Genomic DNA, 20,975 nt, shown 5'->3' on the forward strand with positions numbered 1-20,975 from the left:
TCAGCCCCGGACCGCGCGCAGTACTTCGGCGAGGCTGGTCTGGCCGTGCCGCAGGCATTCGGTCGCCATCGCGGCCAGGCTTTCGCGCTTGTCGGCCAGATAGTCCTGCATCGCGACTTCGCTGGCGCCGTCGTACAGCAGCGCAATCAACCCGGCATCCAGTTCGATGAATTCGTACAGGCCCATACGCCCGTCATAACCGCTGCCCTGACACGTTTCGCATCCCACCGGATGAAAACTCTCACGCAAATTGTGCAGTTCCGGCCAGAGCGCACGCTCGGCATCCTGCAAGGGCTGCGGCCGGGCACAAGCGCAGAGCCGGCGCACCAGCCGCTGGGCCAACACGCCCTTGAGGCTCGAAGCGATCAGAAACGGCTCGACGCCCATGTCCCGCAAGCGAGTCACCGCGCCCACGGCGCTGTTGGTGTGCAGCGTCGACAGTACCAGGTGCCCGGTAAGGCTCGCCTGCACCGCGATCTGCGCGGTTTCCCGGTCGCGGATTTCGCCCAGCATGATTACGTCCGGGTCCTGACGCAGAATGGCGCGTAGGCCACTGGCGAAGGTCATCCCGGCGCGCGGGTTGATCGCCGTCTGGCCGATACCGGTGATGGCGTACTCCACGGGGTCCTCGACGGTGAGAATATTGTTCGAGCCGTCGTTGAGGCTGTTGAGGCTGGCATACAGGGTCGTGGTCTTGCCCGAGCCGGTGGGTCCGGTGCTCAGAACGATGCCGTTGGGCCGGGACAGGCAGGCGCGCAGACCTGATTCCACTTCAACGGGCATGCCCAGGTTGGCGAGGTCGAGCAAGCTGGCCTGCTTGTCCAGCACTCGCATCACTACGCGCTCGCCATGAATGCCTGGCAGAGTCGACACACGAATGTCCACTTCGCGCCCGGCGGAGCGCAGGGTTATGCGCCCGTCCTGAGGCTGGCGCTTCTCGGCAATGTCGAGCCGGGCCATGACTTTGATGCGAGACACCAGCATGGTCGACAACGCGCGTGGCGGTCGCAGCACTTCGCGCAGATGGCCATCGACCCGCAGGCGAATGACCAGGCTGGCTTCGAAGGTCTCCACATGGATATCCGAGGCCCGCAGACGCAGGGCTTCGGCGAACAGGCCATTGATCAGGCGGATCACCGGCGCGTCGTTGTCGTTCTCCAGCAGGTCCTCGACCTTGGGCAGCTCGCTCATCAGGCTGTCGAGGTCGACCTGATCGCCGATGCCTTCGATGAGCGCGGCGGTGGCGGACTCGCCAGCCTGGTACAGCGAACCCAGCCGGGTGTCGAATTCCTGCGTCGAGATGTGCTCCACCGCGTGGGGCAGACCGTGAACGCGCAGCACTTCCTGCAAGGTATCGGTATCGGCGTCGGGCCGCAGCCACAGCTCCCATCCGGCTTGCGAAGGCACTCTGGCGAGCCCGGACTGACGAGCGAGCCGGTAAGGCAGCAGCGTTACCATATGCTCTGGTCCATCCGTTCGCGGCTGGCTGGAAACAGTTGCAGCAGCGTGTTGCCGTCCGACCCGCCCGGCAGCGGCAGCGCGGTGGTGGCCTTGAGGTTGCGATACTTCTCGCCGCTCAATTGCGCCAGCGTTTCACCATCACGCACGATGCGCGGACGGATGAACACCATCAGGTTCTGTTTGACGCGCTGATTGCTGTCGGAGCGGAACAACCGGCCCAACCCCGGAATGTCGCCGAGAAACGGCACGCGCTGATCGCTGGTCGTGGTTTCGTCACCGATCAGGCCACCCAGCACCACCAGGCCATTGTCCTCGACCATCACCTTGGTCTTGATCTCGCGCTTGTTGGTGATGACGTCGCTGGCGGTGGCGCTGTCGGCAATCGAGGACACTTCCTGAACGATGTCCATCCGCACGGTATTGTCGACGTTGATCTGCGGCTTGATGCGCAATTTGACCCCGACTTCCTTGCGCTCGATGGTTTGATAAGGGTTGGTATTGTCTTGAGTGACCGAGCCTGTCACAAAAGGCACTTCCTGGCCGACCAGGATCGACGCCTCGGCGTTGTCGAGGGTGAGCAATGTGGGCGTCGACAGCAGGTTGAAGCCAGTCTGACTTTTAAGCGCGTTGAGCAGCGCGAGGAAGTTGAGGCCGCCGCCGCTGAGATTGCCGACCCCGGCAGTCACACCCTGAACGCCGGACAACAGTTCGCTCAGGCCAGTGGTGTCGCCAGCCTGCGCCAGCGCGGCCACGCTGGTGACACTGGCGGCGTTGCTGCCGCTGAAGTTGACCGCGGCAGTACCGAAACTGTCGCCCTGGAACAGCCACTGCACGCCCAGCTCCTGGGCCCGGGTATCCGAAACCTCGGCGATGATCGCCTCGACCACCACCTGGGCACGCCGAATGTCCAGCTGCTCGACGATGTTGCGGTACGCGCTCAGTTCGTTGTCGGGGCCGACCATCACCACGGCATTGGTGCCTTCTTCATATTCCATGCGAATGCCGGAAGTGCTGACCGGCACAGGCGCTTTCTCGCCCTCTTGGGCGGCGGATTGCGGCACCGCGCTGTCCTGGCTGAGGCCGCGCAGCACCTTGACCACCTCGGCGGCGTTGGCATGACGCAGATAGATCACGACGGTGTTGGCGTTCTGCTGCGGGTCGCGAGGGGTATCGAGTTTCCTGAGCAAGGCGCGAACCCGTTCGCGACTGTCGGCACTGCCGCGCACCAGCAGGGCATTGCTACGCGGGTCCGCCACGACCTGAGCGCTGTCGGCGCCCTGCTCGCGCGCCAACAGGCGTGTCACCAGCGCTGCGGTGTCATTGGCGCTGGCGTTCTTCAGCGGCACGACTTCCAGCGGCTCCTGACTGACCTGATCGAGCTGCACCAGCAAACTGTCGATGCGGTCGAGATTGCTGCGCCAGTCGGTGATCACCAGCAGATTCGCCGATGGATAAGGCGTGATGACTCCGACACGCGGGTCGATCAGCGGCTTGAGGATGTTGAGCATTTGCTCGCTGGCGGCGTTGCGCACATTGAATACGCGGGTCGCCATGCCGTCGTTGACCGGGCCGATGGTTCGGGTGCGTTCCACCGGCACCGGTTCGAGCCGGGCGGCCTGATCGGGCACGATCTTGACGCTGCCGTTGGGCAGGTCCACGGCGGCGAAGCCCTGGGCGCGTAGCTGCGAGAGAAACAGCGCATAGATCTCGTCGCTGCCCAGCATCTCGCTGCTGCGCACAGTGACTTTGCCTTTCACTCGCGGGTCGATGATGAAATTGGTGTGGGTGATGCGCGAGACGCTGTCGATGAATTCGCTGAGTTCGATATCGACGAAATTCACTTCGTAGACCGGCTCCTCCTCGGCGCCAACCCAACCCGTGGTCAGTGCGCACAACAGAACGGCGAGACGCAGCGGTTGTTTGAAACGATTGATGGTCATGCTTATCCCTGTTGCTTGAAGCCGAACGACGGACGTTGCGCGGGCCAGGGCAAACGCTCGCGCTTGCCGTTGTTGTCGAACACCAACCCCAACTCATCGATGTCCTGCAAAACGATGCCGGGGGCCAGGCGCTGCCCGCGGCCAAGGGTGCGCTGACGCTCTTCGAAGCGCAGCACGACCACGGTTTCGCTCAATTCGCGGGCCTTGAAACCGCCCAGGTATTGCACGGGCAGCGTGGTCAGCGGCAGCTCGTTGCTGACCACCGCCGCGGACTGCCAGTGCCCCGCGAGCAGCCGCGCCACGGGTGCGGCAGGCACGTTGGCTGGGACGGAGCGCGCCGGCCCGTGCCAGACCTGCAACACGCACTGCGCCGCCAGCCAGGCGGCAAGCACCACCAGCAGCGCCTGTCCTGCGTGGATAACCCGGTTCAACTTATCTGCTCGCGCGGGTGCCAGCCGGGATGCCCTTGCACGTAGCGCATCTTCGGTAGCGGCAAGGCCGCGATCCGCCAGTCGGCAGGCTGTTCGCGCAGCCAGGCTTCGAGGTGCTGCCAGAGCGGCTGACCGGCCTGCGCATCGAAGCCCAGCCCGAAGGTGCGGCACTGACCTTGCGGTTCGCCGATCCCGTCGACACGCTTGCCGCCCGCGCTATAGGTCACCTGCCAGGCCTGGCCGAACCAGCGCGGCAGATCCTGGCTGTTGTCCAGCAACAGAGGTTCGCCGAACATCTGCTCGGCTGCGTTTTCCAGCACCCGCGGCACTTGTCGCGCCGACACGCTGACCACGGGCGCGGGATAGCTGGCCGTCAGGCTGATCAGGTGATCGCGGGTGATCGCTTGCCCCTTGTTCAGCGGAATGTCGTAGCGCAGGCCGGGAAGCAGCACCGCGCTGTCAGGTCCGTCGGCCAGCGCCATGTGCAGCACACGGTCCCAGTTGCCGCCTCGCACGTCCCGACGCCAGAGATTGTCCGGCGCCTGGGCAAGGGGCTGGTCGAGCCAGTTGGCATGCGCAGCGCGTTGCTGTTGTGCGATCTGGCGGATGCGCTGGGCCTGGACCTGGTCTTGCGGGCTCAGGGCGCTTTCCAGCGCGGGATGAAAGCGTGCGCTGAACTGCCATTGTCCGGCAGACATTTCACAGCGGATGCGAAACGCGCCGCTGGCGCGGACGCCGCCCAGGATGACCGGCACTCGTTTGCCCGAAGCCTGGGTGACCTCGACCGGCCGCGGCCACAGGTCCTGCCCGCGCGCGCACAGCACCAGATCCAGTTGCGAGAGGCGTTCGGCCATCCAGAAGCCGGGACCGGTACCGACATCGGCGAGCGCCACGACCAGATCCGAGTCAGCCCGCGCTTTATCGAGCACCGGCTGAAGGCTGTCGTTCCATTGTTTGAGAGACGCCTGCTGGTCGCGGGCGTAAGGGTCGGTTACGCCAACCACGGCGATCCGGATGCCACCGCGCTCAAAGAACGCGACCGGTTCAGTGCCCAGGCGCTGCGCCGCTTCCGCTGCAAGCCCGGCGCCGAGAACCGGATGCCCGAACTGTCGATACAAGCCGGTGCATTGTTGCGGCCACAACACGCGCTCGTCACTGCTGACCCGCACCTCAGTGCCCAGCAGTGCACTGCCCTGGACGCCGGATTGCCCGTGAGTGAGATAAGCCAGGCCACTGCCGTTCCAGCATTGGCCGTTTTCCAGGGTCAGACTGTTGCCCTCCCCCGCTTCGCGACGCAGACCATCGAGCAATGCGCCCAGCACGGGATAGCCGCCGGTTTCCACATGCTGGCTGAGACTGTTGTCCAGCAGGCCGTTGAGCTGGATCTGATCGGGGGTGCTGACGCGGGCGTTGACGCCGCTGATCCAGGGCGCCTGACCGATCCGTGTCGCGGGACCGAGCCGCGTCGCGGGAACGACCGGCTTGCCAGGCTGGCGCGCATCGAGCGTATCAGCAACATACAGCAGCTCGACCTGACCTGAGCGGCTGGCGGCAGTCATGCCTTGCAGGCTGGTACAACCGGGCAACAGCGGCGCCATGGCTCCGGCCGTCATCCATCCCAACACATCGCGCCGTGCCCACGAAGCCATCTTCCACATCCCGAAGCCGATTCTTGTCAGGGGCGGGATATTGCGGATTGTAAATGACAGTTTGATGGCGTTTTTATAACGAACATGCCGAATGTACGCCTTGTAACAACTTGAAACAAGTGACTCACTCCTGAGACATCTTCTTAACAAAACTGCCAATGAATCATCACACTCGACTTCTACAGTCCCGGTTCCTTTCCAAACCCACTGTCAGAAAAAGGGCCTGATGCATGAGTCGTAATACCGGCGACAACCAGAACCGCAACCTGAGCAACAATGAACCCATGACGTCGGTGCTCGACACCTATCTGAGCCGCCGCAGCGTTGTGCGCGGTGGCCTCGGCGCCGCCATTGCGATGATTGCCGGGACCGGTCTGACTGGCTGCTTCGATGGGGACAGCGACAATGACCATGATTCGCCAGCCACCCCCGAGCCGACCCCCACACCAGAGCCGACACCAGAACCGACGCCAAAGCTGCAACTGGGCTTCCAGTCGATCCCTGGTTCACGCACCGATGCGGTCAGCATCGCCGCCGGTTATACCGCTTATGTATTGGCACCATGGGGCACTCGCCTGAGCGATGCCACCGAGCAGTGGAAGTCCGACGGCAGCAACTCGGCCGCCGACCAGGCCAACGCCATGGGCATGCACCATGACGGCATGCATTTTTTCCCGATCAATGGCAGCTCCACTGACGGCCTGATCGCGATCAACTTTGAATACATCGATCAGGATGCCCTGCATCCTGCTGGCGCGACGTCGGTGGGCGGCGTTCGTCCGGTCGAAGAAGTCCGCAAGGAAATCAACGCTCATGGCGCCGGTGTCGTGCGTGTGCGCAAGTCCGGCGACCGCTGGCAAGTGGTGGAAAACGACCCGCTGAACCGCCGCTTCACCACGGCTTCGGTCATGGATCTGGCCGGCCCGCTGAGCGGCACTGATCACCTCAAGACCAAGTTCTCCCCGACCGGCACCCAGACCCGCGGCACCAACAACAACTGCGGCAACGGTTACACCCCTTGGGGCACTTACCTGACCTGCGAAGAGAACTGGCCAGGCATTTTCGTCAACCGCCAGACCCGTACCGCCGAGCAAGTGCGGATCGGAGTCAGCGGCAGCGCCACCAACTACGACTGGGAAACCGCCGCGGGCGATGCGAGCGAAGTCAACGATGAGTTTGCTCGTTTCGATGTCACCCCGACCGGCGCCACCGCGACCGACGACTATCGCAACGAAGCCAGCACCTATGGCTACATCGTCGAAATCGATCCGTACGATTCGAGCACCCGCGCCGTCAAACGTACCGCGCTGGGCCGCTTCCGCCACGAAGGCTGCTGGCCGGGCCTGACCACCGTCGGCAAGCCGGTGGTGTTCTACATGGGCGACGACTCGCAGAACGAATACCTCTACAAATTCGTGTCCACCGCGTTGTGGGAAGCCGCCGATGCCACGCCGAGCGATCGCCTGGCGACCGGCGCCAAGTACATGGACAGCGGCAAGCTGTACGTGGCCCAATTCAACGCCGACGGCACCGGCGTCTGGTTGTTGCTCGACGTCGCGACGGCAACTACCGATGGCAGCACCCTGGGTGCCAAGTTCACTGATCTGCCGGGCATCATCCTCAATACTCGCGGCGCGGCCGATGCCGTTGGCGCGACGCCGATGGACCGCCCTGAGTGGACGGCGGTGAACCCGCTCAACGGCGACGTGTACCTGACGCTGACCAACAACACCAGCCGCACCACGGCCAACGCCGCCAACCCGCGCGTGCCGAACAAGCATGGTCATATCATCCGCTGGCATGACAGCGACGATCAGGTGGCCTTCACCTGGGACATCTTCGTGTTTGGCGCCAACGCTGCCGGTTCGCCGGACATCAACCGTTCCGGCCTGACTGAACTCAATCAGTTTGCCAGCCCTGACGGCATGACTTTCGACAGCCGCGGCATTCTGTGGGTAGAGACCGACAACGGTGAGTCGACGATTACCAGCTACACCAATGATCAGTTGCTGGCAGTGATTCCGGCCAATCTGGTGGATGCCAATGGCAAGGAAATCCCGGTGAATGCCGAAAACCAGGGTGAACTGCGCCGTTTCTTCGTTGGTCCGAACGGCTCCGAAGTGACCGGCATTACCTTCACGCCGGACAACAAGACAATGTTCGTCAACATCCAGCACCCGGAAAACTGGCCGTCCACCGACGTGGCGACCGACGTGACTGCGGGCACTGTTCGTCCTCGGGCGTCGACCGTCGTCATCCAGCGCGCCGACGGCGGTGAACTGGGGGTTTGATGCAGCGGTAACATGACAGCGGGCGGCGCAAGGCGGCCCGATGTCATAGTTTTGTGATTCTGTGGGAGGGAGCTTGCTCGCGACCGGGTCATCCAGATGCCTCTCTGTGTCTGAGGTTACCCGGTCGCGAGCAAGCTCCTTCCCACAATGCTTTGCGCTACATCCCCACCTGTCTTTCGCGAACCACCATCCCCTGCGCCGGCACGCGGCTGTGCCACTTCACAACACCCAAGGCCTCGACCCGGTACTGACTGCGAAAGGTTTGCCCATCCAGTTCGGTTTCCACCTGGAGAAGAAAATGATCGCCATTGAGCTGCAAGCCTTCGACCAGTTGTGCGAAGGCCTCGTCGTCCATGGCGCCCATGGCCTGGCGTAGCTCACTGGCGTCCTTGTAGCCTCCTGGCGGCCGGGCGCTGATCATCCGGGTCAGCAGGGCACGACTGACCTCGCCTTCGTACAGCGCTTCCAGCAAAGGCAACTCATCGAGATTCAGGGCATTGGCGTTGAGCCGCCAGCCGCTGATTTCCGGAAGCGCGCAAAGGTGCCGCAAGCGCTGCTCCCGAGCGGGGTCGGCCGGCAGCAGCAGGTTCAGCTCGCTGGTATCGATCATGAGCTGGTTGGCCGCCAGACGAGGGGGTGTCAGTCGCAGATACTCGTTGTTTTCCGCGCCCTGCTGATGCGCCTGCTGGTCAGTGTCCAGCCAGTCCAGCAGGGTATCGACCAGACGCTGTGCGGCCATGTCGTCGCCCAGCAAGTAGAGCAGTTGACGCTGAGCCCGCTCGTTGTCCGGGCCGATCAGGCTGTTGACGTTGAAACAGCGGTGCAGGTCCCGGATACGAATACTCGCTTCGCCGCCGGCGAACGAGTAGCTCAACGGCTGCCCGCGCAGCGCCTGCCAGAATTGTGGCGAAGCACGCCAGACAGGGTCCTTGAGCGCCTGTTCGGTGAACGCCAGCGCGGCCCGTTCGATGGCCCGGGCCTGAACCCGTTGCTGCACCACTTGCACGCCGCTGACTTCGTGACGTCCCTGCTCCACCATCCACGCCAGCCCGCCGGCAAGCATCGCCAGGGCTACCAGGACCATCAACAGCGCGGCTCCGCGCTGGCTTTTGTGGTTCATGCTCATGTCTTCCGCTCCCAGGACGGGTCAGTCAACACGGCCAATGTTTCAGGCAAGTGGCAAGCCCATGAAACAACATAAAAACGTCACGGAGCCGTCACAACTGCTGGGCAGAATGCCGGTTCCCTTTCACGACTGATACCTGGAGAGCCTTATGGGCACCATCGGAATCTGGCAATTGCTGATCGTTCTACTCATCGTTTTCATGCTGTTCGGCACCAAGCGCCTCAAGGGTCTGGGCTCCGACGTGGGCGAGGCGATCAAGGGCTTCCGCAACTCGGTGGGCGACCAGCCAAAGCCGCAGGACATACCCAAGCCTTGTCTGAACGAAAATGCCCAGGCATCCGGGCAAGCGGAAAAGCACTGATGTTCGAGATCGGCTTCACCGAACTGATGCTGGTCGGCGTGATCGCCCTGCTGGTGCTCGGCCCTGAACGTCTGCCCAAGGCCGCCGCCACGGCCGGACGCTGGATGGGTCAGGCCAAACGCACCGTGCGCGACATCAAGACGCAAATGGAGCGCGAGCTCGATGCCGAACAGTTGCGTCTGGAGCTGGACCGTCAGCCTCTGCGCCAGCTGGAGCAGGAACTGCGTGACGGCGTGCGTCTGGATGCACCACAGGCTGCAGCCGTACAACCCGCCAGCGGACAGTCCAATCCATGAATCTGATCGAACACCAGACGCCGCAGATCGTGGTCGGACACCTGCGCCAGATCCGCACACGCCTGCTGCGCTGCATATTGGCGATCGCCGTGCTGTTCGCGGCAATCTTTCCATTCGCCCAACCGCTCTACACCTTCATTTCCGCGCCGTTGCGGGCCTTCCTGCCTGCTGGCGCGAGCATGATCGCCACCAGCGTCACCTCGCCGCTCATGGCACCGTTCAAACTGACATTGATGACGGCGCTGTTCGTTGCGATGCCGGTTCTGTTGCATCAGGCCTGGGGCATGATTGCGCCGGCGGTGTACCGCACCGAACGACGCGTGGCCGTGCTGCTGCTCATCGCCAGCGTGCTGCTGTTCTACGCCGGGATGGCGTTCGCGTTCTTCCTGGTGTTCCCGATGATGTTCGGCTTCTTCGCCAGTGTGACGCCGGACGGCGTGGAAATGATGACCGACATCGCGTTGTATCTGGATTTCATCCTGGCACTGTTCCTGGCGTTCGGGCTGGCGTTCGAGATACCGGTCGCCACCTTTCTAGTGATCTGGGCCGGAATGACCGATGTCGATACCCTCGCCAGGAGCCGTCCTTACGTCATCGTCGGCTGCTTCGTGGTCGGCATGCTGCTGACCCCGCCAGACGTCTTCTCGCAGACGATGCTGGCCGTGCCGATGTGGATGCTGTTCGAGCTGGGACTGCTGGCGAGCCGGATGGTGGTCAAGCGCCGTAGCGCCACGGCGGGCTCGGCGGCGTCTGCATAACCACCGCATGTCGCGACAGATCGCCAGCGAGCTGGCTTCTACGACGGTTTGCATACACGCCTTGTAGGAGCCAGCTTGCTGGCGATGAACGTTTGCGCTTGATCGCCAGCAAGACGGATCGCCGCCCGCTGGCTCCTACTGATACTCATGGGCATAAAAAAAGGCCGCCCGAAGGCAGCCTTTAAAAGTAGAAAAGGAAAGAGAGTAAAGCTTTCTTACACGGCCGCGACTGGACGCATGTAAGAGATAGGAGCGGTACTGGCATCCTCGAAGGTCACGACTTCCCAAGCGTCTTTCTGCTCGATCAACGTGCGCAGCAGACGGTTGTTCAGTGCGTGGCCGGACTTGAAACCACGGAACTCACCGATCAGGCTGTTGCCCAGCAGGTAGAGGTCACCGATGGCGTCCAGGATTTTATGTTTGACGAATTCGTCTTCGTAACGCAGACCGTCTTCGTTCAGTACGCCTTCCTTGTCGACCACGATGGCGTTTTCCACGCTGCCGCCGAGTGCGAGGTTGTGCTTGCGCAGGTACTCGATGTCACTCATGAACCCGAAGGTACGGGCACGGCTGACTTCCTTCACGAAGGAAGTGCTGGAAAAGTCCACGCTTGCACTCTGGGTGCGGTCGCGGAAGACCGGATGATCGAAATCGATCTCGAAACTCACCTTGAAGCCTTCGAAAGGCACGAAAGTAGCGCGTTTACCGCCCTCTTCCACTGTGACTTCACGCAGGATACGGATGAATTTCTTCGGCGCGTCCTGTTCTTCCAGGCCTGCCGATTGAATCAGGAATACGAATGGGCCTGCGCTACCGTCCATGATCGGGACTTCGGAAGCAGAGAGCTCGACGTAGGCGTTATCGATGCCAAGGCCAGCCATGGCCGACAGCAGGTGCTCCACCGTATCGACCTTGACGTCACCGTTGAACAGCGTGGTCGACAGTGTCGTCTCGCCAACATTCTCCGCGCGCGCAGGAATCTGCACAACAGGATCGAGGTCGGCTCGGCAAAATACGATGCCGGTGTTCACAGGCGCTGGCTTGAGAGTCAGATAAACCTTCTCCCCGGAATGCAGGCCTATACCTGTGGCACGGATAATATTTTTCAGGGTGCGTTGTTTAATCATGGCATGGCCGCTTCAGCGCAAGTTGCGAATTGGTATCAACAAAGGCTGGCGATAATAGCAGACCATGCCTTTGCTGAACACCAATCACCCTAATACCCCTGATAAATTCCATCAATCAGCCTGACGACGCAGGAAGGCTGGGATATCCAGATAGTCCAGGTCATCGTTGGGGTTCATCTTGGCTGCCGCAGTGGCGCCCGCGTGAGCCTGGTTACGCATTACGGTCGGACGATCCAGGTCGCGATAGTTGACCGAAGGCGCTTCCTGACGCGCTGCCTGCTGCTGGGCCGGAGCCTGTTGGGCAGTCTGCAGAGTGTTGTCGATGACCTTGACCGGCTTCTCGATTTTCGCGCCCAGACCAGTGGCCACGACAGTGACGTGCAGCTCGTCGCGCATGTCCGGATCGATGACGGTGCCGACCTTGACCATGGCGTGCTCGGAAGCGAAAGCTTCGATGATGCTGCCGACGTCGGAGTATTCACCCAGGGACAGATCAGGACCGGCGGTGATGTTGACCAGAATGCCACGCGCGCCTTGCAGATTGACGTCTTCGAGCAGCGGGTTGCGAATGGCCGCTTCGGTCGCTTCACGCGCACGATTCGGACCGCTGGCAAAGCCGGTACCCATCATTGCCATGCCCATTTCGCTCATTACGGTGCGCACGTCGGCGAAGTCGACGTTGATCATGCCTGGACGCTTGATGATGTCGGAGATACCGCGAACGGCGCCGGCCAGTACATCGTCGGCCTTCGCGAACGCAGACAGCAGGCTTGCATCCTTGCCCAGGATGGTCAGCAGCTTCTCGTTGGGAATGGTGATCAGCGAGTCGACGCTCTCGGACAGCATGCGGATGCCTTCATCGGCGATCTGCATGCGCTTGCGACCTTCGAACGGGAACGGACGGGTCACGACCGCAACGGTCAGAATGCCCAGTTCCTTGGCGACTTCGGCGATGATCGGCGCCGCACCGGTACCGGTACCGCCGCCCATGCCCGTAGTGATGAATACCATGTTGGTGCCCTGCAGCACCTCGGCGATGCGCTCGCGGTCCTCCAGCGCGGCCTGACGGCCGACTTCAGGGTTGGCGCCCGCGCCCAGGCCCTTGGTCACGCCGGTGCCCAGTTGCAGGATGGTGCGCGCACCAATGTTTTTCAGAGCCTGGGCATCGGTGTTGGCGCAGATGAACTCGACGCCTTCGATGTTGCTCTTGACCATATGGTTGACAGCGTTACCGCCACCACCGCCCACGCCGATAACTTTGATTACCGGGCTTTGCGGGACGTTGTCTACGAGTTCGAACATTTTCTCTCTCCTTCCGCTTTCTAGTTTGTTTGTGCCTACTGCCGCTACCGCTGTAAAACCTGAAGCTTAGAAATTGCCCTGGACCCAGCGCTTGATACGTTCCAGCACCGGGGCCTTGGGTTCGTCGCTGTAACTGCCGATACCCGGACCGGACAGCGAGATGCCGTCTGATTGCTTTTGCATCCCGTACAGCAACAGGCCGACGCCTGTCGAATAGATCGGGTTGCGGGTGACATCGGCCAGCCCTTTGACGCTATGCGGCACGCCGAGGCGCACCGGCATGTGGAAGATTTCCTCGGCCAGTTCGACCGCACCTTCCATTTTCGAGGTACCACCGGTCAGCACGATGCCGGCCGGGATCAGATCTTCGTAACCGCTGCGACGCAGCTCGGCCTGGATCAGGGTGAACAGCTCGTCGTAGCGAGGTTCGACCACCTCGGCCAGCGCTTGGCGGGACAGCTCGCGAGGCGGACGGTCGCCCACGCTCGGTACTTTGATGGTCTCGCCCGCGCCGGCCAGCTTGGCGAGCGCGCAGGCGTAACGAATCTTGATTTCTTCGGCGTACTGGGTCGGCGTACGCAAGGCCATGGCGATGTCGTTGGTCACCTGATCGCCGGCAATCGGGATCACGGCGGTGTGACGAATCGCGCCTTCGGTGAAGATGGCGATGTCGGTGGTGCCGCCGCCGATGTCCACCAGGCAGACACCCAGCTCCTTTTCGTCGTCGGTGAGGACCGAATAGGCCGAGGCCAGCTGCTCCAGGATGATGTCATCGACTTCCAGGCCGCAGCGACGCACGCATTTCTCGATGTTCTGGGCCGCGTTGACGGCGCAGGTCACGACGTGGACCTTGGCCTCCAGACGCACGCCGGACATGCCCAGCGGTTCACGCACGCCTTCCTGGTTATCGATCACGTAATCCTGAGGCAGGGTGTGCAGCACGCGCTGATCGGCGGGAATGGCGACTGCTTGCGCGGCGTCCAGCACACGCTCCAGGTCCGCGCTGCTCACTTCACGGTCGCGGATTGCGACGATGCCATGGGAGTTGAGGCTGCGAATATGATTGCCGGCCACGCCGACGAATGCCGAGTGAATGCGGCAACCGGCCATCAGCTGGGCTTCTTCCACAGCCCGCTGGATCGACTGAACCGTCGATTCGATGTTCACCACCACGCCCTTCTTCAGGCCACGCGATGGATGGGTACCGATACCCACGATCTCCAGCGATCCATCGGCCGCGACTTCGCCTACCAGCGCCACCACCTTGGAGGTGCCGATATCCAGCCCGACGATCATTTTGCCGCTTTGCACGTTTGCCATGGTCCTGCCTCTTATCAATTCTTCGCGACGGCGGGTTTGTCCGTCGTTGGCGTTACCTGCTCTCGCCACCCGACCGCGAGGCCGTTGGCGTAGCGCAGATCGACGCGCGCAATATTCGTAATTTGGTCTTTAAGGGTCTTGTCATAGATGGCGATGAAGCGGCGCATTTTTTCCACAAGATGATCGCGACCCAGCAACAGATCGATACCTGGTCCGGCGCTGCCGGCGCCGGTGGTCAGGAACCAGCTGCCTCGCTCGCGCAATTCCAGGCGCACGATGGAAAACCCCATCGGACGCAGCATCTGGCTCAGCACCTGATACTGCTGCATGACTTGCTGCTGTGCCCGCTGCGGGCCATAAAGCTGTGGCAAATGCTGATAGTTGGACAGCTCGCGTGGTGTGAATGCCTGCCCTTGGTTGTTCAGTAGCGCTTCGTCACCCCAACGGGCTACCGGCAACTGTTCCTCGAGGCGAATCACCACCTGATCCGGCCAGACGCGACGTACTTCGGCATGGGCGATCCAGGGCATCTGCTCCAGTTCGGCGCGCATGCCGGCCAGATCGATCTTGAAGAAACTCGATGCCACGAACGGCGCGATCCGCTGCTGCACGGCCTGCTGGCTGATGTAGCTCAGATCGCCCTGCACATTGATCTTGGTAATAGGTCGGTCCGCGTACGGCATCAGGCGTTGCGCGGCTTCGTAGGTGGCGAACCCGAGCACGACCAGCATGACCGGCCACAGCAGACGCTTCAGGAAACTGAAGTTGGCCTTGCGGATGCGCTGCGAACGGGGCTCCTGGACCACCATTCGGCTGGCACCCCGCGGCGCCGGCTTGCGGCCGGGAGCGGGTGACTGATGACGTGCCGAAGCGCCGTTCATGCTCAACCTCGCGCCTGAACGCTGTCGGCCAGAATCGCCAACACCAGTTGCTGGAAGTCCAGGCCCGCGGCACGTGCCGCCATGGGAACCAGACTGTGATCGGTCATGCCCGGTACGGTGTTCACTTCCAACAACCAGAACTGGCCGTCGGCGTCCTGCATGACATCCGTACGTCCCCAGCCGCTGACGCCCACGGCCTCACAAGCACGAGCCGCCAGTTGCCTGAGTTCCGTTTCCTTGTCCTGATCGAGCCCGCAAGGCACCCGATACTGAGTATCGGAAGCCAGGTACTTGGCGTCGTAATCGTAGAAACTGTGCGGGGTGCCCAAACCGATGGGTGGCAAAACCTGGTCGCGCAGGAAGGCAACCGTAAACTCCGGACCTTGAATCCATTGTTCGACCAAGACTTGCGAATCGTAGGTACTGGCGGCTTTCCACGCGTCGACGAGCTCTTCGACGCTGTTCACCTTGGCCATACCGATACTTGAACCTTCATGGGCCGGTTTGACGATCAAAGGAAAGCCCAGTTCCGTCGCGGCGCAAATACAGTCCGATTCATTGCCAAGTACTGCGTGGCGAGGCGTCGGCAATCCGAGGTTCTGCCAGATCTGTTTGGTACGCAGCTTGTCCATCGCCAGCGCCGACGCCAGCACACCGCTGCCGGTATAGGGGATGCCCAGGCATTCGAGCAGCCCTTGCATGGCACCGTCTTCACCGCCCCGGCCGTGCAGCACGATAAAGGCACGATCGATCCGCTCGCCCGCCAGACGCTGCAACAGGTCGTCGCCCACGTCGATGCCGAACGCATCGACGTCCGCCGCCCGCAGTGCTTCGAGCACCGCCTGACCGGATTTCAAGGAGACTTCCCGCTCGGCGCTCTTGCCGCCGTACAGCACGGCAACGCGGCCGAAGCTGTGCGGCGCGAGCGTCGATTGCAGGGAGGACTCGGTGAAGGCTGTCATTTGAGCTTGCCCTCGGTGGAAGCGACCTTGGCGCCGGCGAACAGCGCGCTCCTGAGCAGCTGTGGCGCCAGACCGCCGATGTCGCCCGCACCCTGGCACAGCAGGATGTCACCGGCGCGCAGCAGCGGCTTGACCAGCGGCGCCAGCTCGACACCGCGTTCGATGTAGATCGGGTCGAGCTGACCGCGTTGCCGGATGCTGTGGCACAGGTTGCGGCTGTCCGCGCCGGGAATCGGTTCTTCGCCCGCTGGATAGACTTCCATCAGCAGCAGTACATTGGCGTCGGCAAGGACCTGGACGAAATCGTCATACAGGTCGCGGGTGCGACTGAAACGGTGCGGCTGGTAGACCATCACCAGACGACGATCGGGCCAGCCGCCACGCACGGCGTTGATGACCGCCGCGACTTCGCGCGGATGGTGCCCGTAGTCGTCGACCAGCATGACGTTGCCGCCTTCCACCGGCAGCTCGCCGTATACCTGGAAGCGCCGGCCCACGCCCTGGAAGCCCGACAAGCCCTGGACGATGGCTTCGTCGCTGACACCCTCGTCGGTGGCGATGGCGATGGTCGCCAGCGAGTTGAGCACGTTGTGATTGCCCGGCATGTTCACCGAGACATCCAGCGGCTCGCGATCGCGGCGCAGCACGGTGAAGAAGGTCTGCATGCCGTCCTGACGCACATTGATCGCGCGCACATCGGCACCTTCGTTGAAACCGTAGGTAACCGTCGGACGCTTGACCTGAGGCAGGATCTCGCGCACTACCGGATCGTCCACACATACCACGGCCAGCCCGTAGAACGGCAGGTTGTGCAGGAACTCGACGAAGGTTTTCTTCAAGCGGTTGAAGTCGCCTTCGTAGGTCGCCATGTGGTCGGCGTCGATGTTGGTCACCACGGCCACCAGCGGCTGCAGATGCAGGAAGCTGGCGTCGCTTTCATCGGCTTCGGCGATCAGATAACGGCTGGTGCCGAGTTGGGCATTGGTGCCGGCAGCGTTCAGGCGACCGCCGATCACGAAGGTCGGGTCCAGACCACCGGCGGCGAATACCGAAGCGATCAGGCTGGTGGTGGTGGTCTTGCCGTGCGTACCGGCCACCGCAATGCCGTGGCGATAACGCATCAGCTCGGCCAGCATTTCGGCGCGCGGCACTACTGGGATACGGCGTTCCAGAGCGGTCGCGACTTCCGGGTTGGAGGTATTCACCGCGCTGGACACCACCAGCACGTCAGCGCCCACGGTGTTCTCGGCCTGATGGCCGATGAAAATCTGGGCACCGAAGGATTCCAGACGTTCGGTCACCGGCGAATTCTTCAGGTCCGAACCCGACACCTGATAACCGAGGTTCAGCAACACTTCGGCGATCCCGCACATGCCCACGCCGCCGATGCCAACGAAGTGGATACGACGGATGCGGCGCATTTCCGGCTGCGGCATGGCGCGCTGGCTCTCAACCATTGGCCACCTCCACACACACGTCGACCACGGTGTTGGTCGCGTCGGGCTTGGCCAGACGCCGTGCGGTGCTGGCCATGCGATTCAGTTGTTCGGGTTGCATCAAAACCTCTTTCAGGCGCTCTGCCATTTCGGCGGCGCCGGTCGTTGCTTGCGGCATCACGAAGGCTGCGCCTTCTCGAGCCAGATAGTCAGCATTTCGAGACTGATGGTCATCGATTGCATGCGGAAGCGGTATAAGCAGCGACGGCAGACCGGCCGCGGCCAGTTCGCTGATGGTCAGCGCGCCGGCGCGGCACACCACCAGGTCAGCCCACGCGTAGGCCTGCGCCATGTCCTTGATGAACGGTGCGACCTGAGCCTCGACGCCCGCGGTGCGATAGCGCTCGGCGGTAATCTGGTCGTGCTGCTTGCCGGTTTGATGAAAGACTTCGGGACGCAGGTCGTCTGGCAGCTTCGCCAGCGCTTCGGGCATCAGCTTGTTGAGCGGCTCGGCGCCCAGACTTCCGCCCAGCACCAACAGCCGTGCCTTGCGTCCAGCCAGCGCCTGACGTGGCGTTTCGAGGAATAGCTCGACCCGCACCGGATTACCGGTGGTGCGTCGCTTGGCGGACGCGGTGAAGGTTTCCGGGAAAGCTTCGCACACGCGACTGGCGAACGAAGCCAGACTGCGATTGGCAGTCCCGGCCACGGCGTTCTGTTCGTGGATGATCAAAGGTATGCCGGCCAGTTTCGCGGCCAGACCGCCAGGGCCTGTCACGTAACCGCCGAAACCCACCACGCAGGCCGGTTTGAGTTCGCGAACCACGCGCCGGGCCTGACGCAGAGCCTTGATCAGCATCAGCGGCGCCTTGAGCAGCGAGAGTTTGCCCTTGCCGCGCAGACCGGTGGCATCGATGCGATGCAGGGTCAGGCCGGCCTGGGGCACCAGTTCGTTTTCAATGCCGCGCGCTGTGCCGAGCCAGTGCACCTTGTAGCCACGGGCCTGGAACTCGCGAGCGCACGCCAGCGCCGGGAATACGTGACCGCCGGTGCCGCCGGCCATGATCAGTACGTTAGCGTCCATGAGGCGCCTCCTCGGCGAAGTCGCTCTCTTTGAACTCGGCCTCTTCACTGCCCATGTTGTTGCGTGATTCCCACTCGATGCGCAGCAGCAACCCCAGGCTCGCGCAACAGATCACCAGCGAGCTGCCACCGTAACTGAGGAACGGCAGAGTCAGACCCTTGGTCGGCAACAGGCCGACGTTCACGCCGATGTTGATCAGGAACTGGCCGATCCACAGGAAGGAAAGTCCATAGGCCACGTAGGCACCGAAGAACTGCTTGGCTCTCTCAGCCCACAGCCCGATGTACATGCCGCGAATACTGACGAACAGGAACAGGCCAACGGTCAGCAGCGAGCCGACGACACCCAGCTCTTCGGCGAGGACCGAGAATACGAAGTCGGTATGGGCTTCCGGCAGGTAGAACTGCTTCTGCACGCTGTTGCCCAGGCCGACGCCGAACCACTCGCCGCGACCGAATGCGATCAGCGCCTGAGTCAACTGATAACCGGAGCCGAACTGATCCGCCCAGGGATCGGTAAAGTTGGTCAGACGCGCCATCCGGTAAGGTTGCGCCTGAACCAGCACCACAACCGATGCGACAGCCAGCACCACCATCAGCGAGAAGCGGAACAGGCCGACGCCGCCCAGAAACAGCATCGCCGCCGCTGAGCCCATCATCACCACGGTGGCGCCGAAGTCCGGCTCCATCAGCAGCAGACCGGCCATCGGCAACAGCACGATGAACGGCTTGAAGAAGCCCATCCAGCTTTCACGCACTTCCTGCTGGCGACGAATCAGATAGCCGGCCAGGAAGATCACCACGAACACCTTGGCGATTTCCGACGGCTGTACGTTGAACGCGCCGAATCCGATCCAGCGCATCGAACCGTTGACCTCTCGCCCGATGCCAGGCACCAGCACCATCAGCAACAGGCCGAATGCGCCGATCAGCATCAGCCAGCCGAGGCGCTGCCAGGTCGCGACCGGAATCATCATGGTCACGCCGCAGGCACCCAGGCCGATCAGCAGATAGACCAGGTGGCGGGTCATCATGTACAGCGTATTGCCCGACTGCACGGCGGCCACTTCGGAGGATGCCGAGGTGATCATCACCAGCCCGAGCCCGAGCAATGCAAGGCAGCCGGCCAGCATCGGGAAGTCGACGTCGACCCCACGACCGCTGATCAATGGCGATGGGTACGGCTTGATCACACCGAAGATCATGACAAGCGCTCCACAGCCTGCGCGAACAGATGTCCGCGCTCTTCATAATTCTTGAACATGTCCAGGCTCGCGCAAGCCGGCGACAGCAGCACTGCGTCGCCTGGCTGCGCGAGTTCGGCGCTGCGTTCCACGGCTTCGTCCAGCGTCGCGACCCGCACCAGCGGAACCGACTCGCCCAGCACCTCGGCGATGGCTGCGGCGTCACGGCCCAACAGCACCACGGCGCGGCAATGCGCGGCAACCGGGGCGCGCAGACCGCTGAAGTCCGCGCCCTTCCCGTCGCCGCCGGCGATCAGCACCAGCTTGCCGTCGATGTCGGCGCCCAGCCCTTCGATGGCAGCCAGTGCCGCGCCGACGTTGGTGGCCTTGGAGTCGTTGTAGTACTGCACGCCGGCGTGCTCGCGCACCCACTGGCAGCGATGCTCCAGGCCTGCGAATTCACGCAGCGCGGCGAGCATGGGCGCCAGTGGCAGACCGGCCGCATGCCCCAGGGCCAGGGCCGCCAGGGCATTGGCCTGGTTATGGGCGCCACGGATCTTGAGTTCGCGGACCGGCATCAGCAGGTCGAACTGGAACGCGAGGTATTTTTCGCCGTTCTCTTCGCGCAGGCCGAAACCACGGAAGTCAGGCGTGTTCAGACCGAAGGTCCAGCGTGGGGTGTCTTCGCCAATCAGCGGACGGGACAAGGCGTCCTGACGGTTGACCACGACCTGCCGCGCGCCCCGGAAGATCCGGTGCTTGGCCAGGTGATACGCCGGCAGACCGCTGTAGCGGTCCATGTGGTCTTCGCTGACGTTGAGCACGGTCGCGACTTCCGCGTCGAGCTGATGGGTGGTTTCCAGCTGGAAGCTCGACAACTCCATCACGTACAGCTCGACGTCGTCGCTGAGCAGATCCAGCGCCGGCGTGCCGAGGTTGCCGCCCACCGCGACGCGCTTGCCGGCGGCAAGAGCCATGTCGCCCACCAGCGTGGTCACGGTGCTTTTCGCGTTGGAGCCGGTGATTGCAATGATCGGCGCCTTCGCGTTACGCGCGAACAGCTCGATGTCGCCGGACAACTTTACGCCACGGGCCTGCGCCTGCTGCAAGGCAGGCGTTGCCAGCGCAAGGCCGGGGCTCACGTAGAGTTCATCGGCGCGGCAGAGAAACTCCACGTCGAGTTCGCCACAACGCACTTCCACCTGCGGATAATCTCGACGCAGGGTAGCCAGTTCCGGCGGATTCTCCCGCGTGTCGGCCACGGCAAACGCAATGCCCCGGTTCGCCAGGAAGCGAACCAGGGACATACCGCTTTTGCCGAGCCCCACAATGATGCGGAAGCGATCGGAAACGATCAGGGACACTCG

At 62.7% G+C, this 20,975-nt stretch carries 18 protein-coding genes; 4 read left to right on the forward strand and 14 right to left on the reverse strand.

The window, feature by feature from the left end:
• The 4 genes from TRP66_RS09840 to TRP66_RS09855 are packed head-to-tail and all read right to left on the reverse strand — an operon-like array spanning nt 1 to nt 5,481.
• Nucleotides 1-1,449: a GspE/PulE family protein gene (locus TRP66_RS09840; RefSeq protein ID WP_333401750.1), complete on the reverse strand. Its 1,449-nt coding sequence runs from the start codon at nt 1,447-1,449 to the stop codon at nt 1-3.
• Between the two features lie 2 nt (nt 1,450-1,451).
• Nucleotides 1,452-3,401 (reverse strand): type II secretion system secretin GspD, encoded by a 1,950-nt coding sequence (gene gspD, locus TRP66_RS09845; RefSeq protein WP_333401445.1) that lies wholly within the window; start codon nt 3,399-3,401, stop codon nt 1,452-1,454.
• A 2-nt stretch (nt 3,402-3,403) separates the two neighbouring features.
• A complete protein-coding gene (locus tag TRP66_RS09850) occupies nt 3,404-3,832 on the reverse strand; it encodes a pilus assembly protein PilZ (protein WP_333401446.1) in 429 nt (142 codons plus the stop codon).
• Nucleotides 3,829-5,481 (reverse strand): lipoprotein UxpA, encoded by a 1,653-nt coding sequence (locus tag TRP66_RS09855; RefSeq protein WP_333401447.1) that lies wholly within the window; start codon nt 5,479-5,481, stop codon nt 3,829-3,831. Before TRP66_RS09855 ends, TRP66_RS09850 begins: the two co-directional genes overlap by 4 nt.
• Before the next feature lie 230 nt (nt 5,482-5,711).
• Between TRP66_RS09855 and TRP66_RS09860 the strand changes: the two genes are divergently transcribed.
• Nucleotides 5,712-7,772: a PhoX family protein gene (locus TRP66_RS09860; protein ID WP_333401448.1), complete on the forward strand. Its 2,061-nt coding sequence runs from the start codon at nt 5,712-5,714 to the stop codon at nt 7,770-7,772.
• Nucleotides 7,773-7,929: 157 nt separating this feature from the next.
• Here the strand turns inward: TRP66_RS09860 and gspK are convergent, their stop codons facing one another.
• Entirely contained in the window at nt 7,930-8,892 is a 963-nt protein-coding gene (gspK, locus tag TRP66_RS09865) for a type II secretion system minor pseudopilin GspK (RefSeq protein WP_333401751.1), read from the reverse strand.
• 154 nt (nt 8,893-9,046) lie between these two features.
• Here gspK and tatA point away from each other — a divergent pair, with 154 nt between their 5' ends.
• The 3 genes from tatA to tatC are packed head-to-tail and all read left to right on the forward strand — an operon-like array spanning nt 9,047 to nt 10,313.
• Nucleotides 9,047-9,259: a twin-arginine translocase TatA/TatE family subunit gene (tatA, locus tag TRP66_RS09870; protein WP_333401449.1), complete on the forward strand. Its 213-nt coding sequence runs from the start codon at nt 9,047-9,049 to the stop codon at nt 9,257-9,259.
• Nucleotides 9,259-9,555: a Sec-independent protein translocase protein TatB gene (tatB, locus tag TRP66_RS09875; protein ID WP_333401450.1), complete on the forward strand. Its 297-nt coding sequence runs from the start codon at nt 9,259-9,261 to the stop codon at nt 9,553-9,555. The genes tatA and tatB overlap by 1 nt, the downstream gene beginning before the upstream one ends.
• Nucleotides 9,552-10,313: a twin-arginine translocase subunit TatC gene (gene tatC / locus TRP66_RS09880; RefSeq protein WP_333401451.1), complete on the forward strand. Its 762-nt coding sequence runs from the start codon at nt 9,552-9,554 to the stop codon at nt 10,311-10,313. Before tatB ends, tatC begins: the two co-directional genes overlap by 4 nt.
• A 215-nt stretch (nt 10,314-10,528) precedes the next feature.
• Here the strand turns inward: tatC and lpxC are convergent, their stop codons facing one another.
• From lpxC to murD, 9 genes are all read right to left on the reverse strand, one after another.
• Nucleotides 10,529-11,440, reverse strand: coding sequence for a UDP-3-O-acyl-N-acetylglucosamine deacetylase (gene lpxC, locus TRP66_RS09885; protein WP_333401452.1), 912 nt, complete (start codon nt 11,438-11,440; stop codon nt 10,529-10,531).
• Between the two features lie 111 nt (nt 11,441-11,551).
• Nucleotides 11,552-12,742, reverse strand: a complete 1,191-nt coding sequence (ftsZ, locus tag TRP66_RS09890) for a cell division protein FtsZ (RefSeq protein WP_333401453.1) — start codon at nt 12,740-12,742, stop codon at nt 11,552-11,554.
• A 66-nt stretch (nt 12,743-12,808) separates the two neighbouring features.
• Entirely contained in the window at nt 12,809-14,062 is a 1,254-nt protein-coding gene (gene ftsA / locus TRP66_RS09895; RefSeq protein WP_333401454.1) for a cell division protein FtsA, read from the reverse strand.
• Between the two features lie 14 nt (nt 14,063-14,076).
• The gene (locus TRP66_RS09900) at nt 14,077-14,943 is read right to left on the reverse strand and encodes a cell division protein FtsQ/DivIB (RefSeq protein WP_333401455.1); all 867 of its coding nucleotides are present in this window, start codon (nt 14,941-14,943) and stop codon (nt 14,077-14,079) included.
• 2 nt (nt 14,944-14,945) lie between these two features.
• A complete protein-coding gene (locus TRP66_RS09905; protein WP_333401456.1) occupies nt 14,946-15,905 on the reverse strand; it encodes a D-alanine--D-alanine ligase in 960 nt (319 codons plus the stop codon).
• Entirely contained in the window at nt 15,902-17,362 is a 1,461-nt protein-coding gene (gene murC, locus TRP66_RS09910) for a UDP-N-acetylmuramate--L-alanine ligase (RefSeq protein ID WP_333401457.1), read from the reverse strand. The genes TRP66_RS09905 and murC overlap by 4 nt, the downstream gene beginning before the upstream one ends.
• The gene (gene murG, locus TRP66_RS09915) at nt 17,355-18,425 is read right to left on the reverse strand and encodes an undecaprenyldiphospho-muramoylpentapeptide beta-N-acetylglucosaminyltransferase (RefSeq protein WP_333401458.1); all 1,071 of its coding nucleotides are present in this window, start codon (nt 18,423-18,425) and stop codon (nt 17,355-17,357) included. Before murG ends, murC begins: the two co-directional genes overlap by 8 nt.
• Nucleotides 18,415-19,629, reverse strand: coding sequence for a putative lipid II flippase FtsW (gene ftsW, locus TRP66_RS09920; RefSeq protein WP_442965188.1), 1,215 nt, complete (start codon nt 19,627-19,629; stop codon nt 18,415-18,417). The genes murG and ftsW overlap by 11 nt, the downstream gene beginning before the upstream one ends.
• Nucleotides 19,626-20,972, reverse strand: coding sequence for a UDP-N-acetylmuramoyl-L-alanine--D-glutamate ligase (murD, locus tag TRP66_RS09925; RefSeq protein ID WP_333401459.1), 1,347 nt, complete (start codon nt 20,970-20,972; stop codon nt 19,626-19,628). Before murD ends, ftsW begins: the two co-directional genes overlap by 4 nt.
• Nucleotides 20,973-20,975: the final 3 nt, after the last annotated feature.

It is taken from the genome of Pseudomonas sp. JDS28PS106 (assembly GCF_036706555.1).
Taxonomy (GTDB): domain Bacteria; phylum Pseudomonadota; class Gammaproteobacteria; order Pseudomonadales; family Pseudomonadaceae; genus Aquipseudomonas.

What these genes read in the sequence shown, in the direction of transcription:
- murC (WP_333401457.1), bottom strand. Translation starts at nt 17,362, where the DNA reads ATGGTTGAGAGCCAGCGCGCCATGCCGCAGCCGGAAATGCGCCGCATC.
- TRP66_RS09855 (WP_333401447.1), bottom strand. Translation starts at nt 5,481, where the DNA reads ATGGCTTCGTGGGCACGGCGCGATGTGTTGGGATGGATGACGGCCGGA.
- lpxC (WP_333401452.1), bottom strand. Translation starts at nt 11,440, where the DNA reads ATGATTAAACAACGCACCCTGAAAAATATTATCCGTGCCACAGGTATA.
- TRP66_RS09900 (WP_333401455.1), bottom strand. Translation starts at nt 14,943, where the DNA reads ATGAACGGCGCTTCGGCACGTCATCAGTCACCCGCTCCCGGCCGCAAG.
- gspK (WP_333401751.1), bottom strand. Translation starts at nt 8,892, where the DNA reads ATGAACCACAAAAGCCAGCGCGGAGCCGCGCTGTTGATGGTCCTGGTA.
- TRP66_RS09905 (WP_333401456.1), bottom strand. Translation starts at nt 15,905, where the DNA reads ATGACAGCCTTCACCGAGTCCTCCCTGCAATCGACGCTCGCGCCGCAC.
- tatB (WP_333401450.1), top strand. Translation starts at nt 9,259, where the DNA reads ATGTTCGAGATCGGCTTCACCGAACTGATGCTGGTCGGCGTGATCGCC.
- ftsW (WP_442965188.1), bottom strand. Translation starts at nt 19,629, where the DNA reads ATGATCTTCGGTGTGATCAAGCCGTACCCATCGCCATTGATCAGCGGT.
- murG (WP_333401458.1), bottom strand. Translation starts at nt 18,425, where the DNA reads ATGGACGCTAACGTACTGATCATGGCCGGCGGCACCGGCGGTCACGTA.
- tatA (WP_333401449.1), top strand. Translation starts at nt 9,047, where the DNA reads ATGGGCACCATCGGAATCTGGCAATTGCTGATCGTTCTACTCATCGTT.
- tatC (WP_333401451.1), top strand. Translation starts at nt 9,552, where the DNA reads ATGAATCTGATCGAACACCAGACGCCGCAGATCGTGGTCGGACACCTG.
- TRP66_RS09860 (WP_333401448.1), top strand. Translation starts at nt 5,712, where the DNA reads ATGAGTCGTAATACCGGCGACAACCAGAACCGCAACCTGAGCAACAAT.
- ftsA (WP_333401454.1), bottom strand. Translation starts at nt 14,062, where the DNA reads ATGGCAAACGTGCAAAGCGGCAAAATGATCGTCGGGCTGGATATCGGC.
- gspD (WP_333401445.1), bottom strand. Translation starts at nt 3,401, where the DNA reads ATGACCATCAATCGTTTCAAACAACCGCTGCGTCTCGCCGTTCTGTTG.
- ftsZ (WP_333401453.1), bottom strand. Translation starts at nt 12,742, where the DNA reads ATGTTCGAACTCGTAGACAACGTCCCGCAAAGCCCGGTAATCAAAGTT.